The sequence below is a fragment of the Microcystis sp. LE19-41.2A genome, assembly GCF_027530405.1.
In the GTDB taxonomy this organism is placed as follows: domain Bacteria; phylum Cyanobacteriota; class Cyanobacteriia; order Cyanobacteriales; family Microcystaceae; genus Microcystis; species Microcystis aeruginosa.
The window spans coordinates 1-2,011 of record NZ_JAPZQJ010000331.1; the positions used below are offsets into that span (position 1 = coordinate 1).

At 40.4% G+C, this 2,011-nt stretch carries 2 protein-coding genes and 1 pseudogene; all 3 read right to left on the reverse strand.

Going from position 1 to position 2,011, the window contains the following annotated elements; translation table 11 throughout:
* Positions 1 to 909: pseudogene (locus O9290_RS13700) on the reverse strand (transposase); the annotation flags it as partial.
* A 24-nt stretch (positions 910 to 933) separates the two neighbouring features.
* Positions 934 to 1,245: a hypothetical protein gene (locus O9290_RS13705; RefSeq protein WP_288024009.1), complete on the reverse strand. Its 312-nt coding sequence runs from the start codon at positions 1,243 to 1,245 to the stop codon at positions 934 to 936.
* Between the two features lie 387 nt (positions 1,246 to 1,632).
* The gene (locus O9290_RS13710) at positions 1,633 to 1,857 is read right to left on the reverse strand and encodes a type II toxin-antitoxin system HicB family antitoxin (RefSeq protein ID WP_002762189.1); all 225 of its coding nucleotides are present in this window, start codon (positions 1,855 to 1,857) and stop codon (positions 1,633 to 1,635) included.
* Positions 1,858 to 2,011 lie beyond the last annotated feature (154 nt).

The window sequence follows — 2,011 nt, forward strand, 5'->3', positions numbered from 1 at the left end:
TCGCTCTGAATACCGCTACCCAAACCGTTTTTTCTTTATCTAGATTTAGGGTGATTTTCTCCCAATCCTTTTCTGATAGGCTTTTTGCTAGTTGCTCAAGCTGGATTGTTTCTTCCACACCCCCTTCTTTTTCAATAATTACTTTTCGATTTTTTGCCAATCCTCCTAAGTATTTTAGCTTTCTTTCTTCCAGGGCTTTAAGAAAATTTGTGTTGTTGCCATAACCGGCATCTATTAACACGATTTTCGGTCGATAGCCTCTGGTTAAGCTCCGGTCAATTAAATCTATCGCTATCTCCGGTTTCTTCTTAAATTCTTTGTCTTCTTTCCCCTCGGCTAAGGAACTAGCTGGTTGATAAATTTCAATGTCTAGGGGGACACTTTTTTTGCCGTCGTAGAGATGGGTAGTGACGGCGACTATAGCAATTCCCATAGTTGTGAGGTACAGAGTCTTAGGTTTTGAGGAGTCAGGAGTTAAGATTTTGGTGTACCTCATGAGATTGGGAAACGCTATATTCCGTTGTCTGTCTTGCCAATTTCTCCCAGGTACTGCCTGCCAACTCCGGCGGTCAGATTGCCACTTTTTCGATGTCCTGAGTCATCGACAATCAGGGAAAATCCTCGGGGGATTTGCGTCTGGCGGCATTGGTTCATCACTTGCAACCGACATTCATTCACCTGACGGTCTAACCAAGGAGATTCGGTCAAAAAGTGATGTAATCGGTTATAAACTACTCCGACGGCATTATTGGCCATTTGAGTCAGGTTTTTCCTCTCACTTTCCCCTAATAATCCTCCTAAATATTGTCTGAAGCCGTTTTTTTGCGCTTCGTTTTTGAAGCAATTGTCAAACCGCCGACACCATCGGTCAAAGCATGGGGGCATTGCGGCTGGGGTTGTCTCTTTCATCGCTGATCTTTCAACGTAAAGTGCTTACTCTTTAACAATTATACTCGATTTGATCTTTATTTGGCGTTTAAGTCCCACTAACACAACTCCGGCAATCACAGCCGCAGCGGTATAATAACCACTAGAAAAAAACTCATTTGCTTGTTCAAACTGAGAATCAAAAACTTCGGCTTGAACCAGTGTTTTAAGAGACGAGAGATAACCACCCTCAAAATCTTCTTTTGCTGCCAAAAATACCGCTTTAAATGCCTTAAACATCCCATAAGTTGTATGCCCGTTCTCTTTCCGCTCAAATTGTTTAAAGTACTGAGAATCTTCACCACAAAGTTTAGACAATAAGTTTCTTACTTTTACCTTCCAGCTTAAAAGTAAGTAGCTATCGATAAATTCACCAGTGCCAATTATCTCTCTTTGGAGAACTTTTTTAGAAGATTCTAATTGGGATGCTTGCTCATCTAGTTCTTCAAATCGCCGCTTAAAAACGGCTCTTCGGGACTTGTTATGGTTCGATAGGGGGGCATAAATCGACTCAATCCTTATCTGGCAAGAGATTTAATTGATTAGTTCGCTCCAGATCGCAAACAATTGACAAAAATTGCGGCAATGTCTGTCTCTATAAAGGTTTCATTCTTTATAACCCCGTCCATTGCATAAGACAAACCAAAGAACCTAGCATTTTTACCAAGCAACATTTTATACTAAACCCGCTTAAGTTTCTGCGTTTCATGCGGCCAAGAAAGTAACAGACTCTCGAATCACTTCTTGTCCTTGCAGTTGCTCTTCAGCTAATATACGATTAGCTTCTAAGACTAGCTCAATTGCTTCCTCTAAATTGCTTCTAGTTTCTTCTAGAGTCTCTCCTTGAGTATTAGCTTCTGGCAATTCTTCGACAAAACCAATATAGCCTTCGGGAACTTTCTGGAATATTTTTGTTAGTTTTAGTTGCATGATTTACCTCAGAATTTTGGCTCTTCGTTACTTGTTATGGTTCGATAGGGGGGCATAAATCGACTAAATCCTTATCTGGCAAGAGACTTAATTGATTAGTTCGCTCTAGATAAAAAACAATTGACAAAAATCGCTAAATGCCTTTCTATATAAG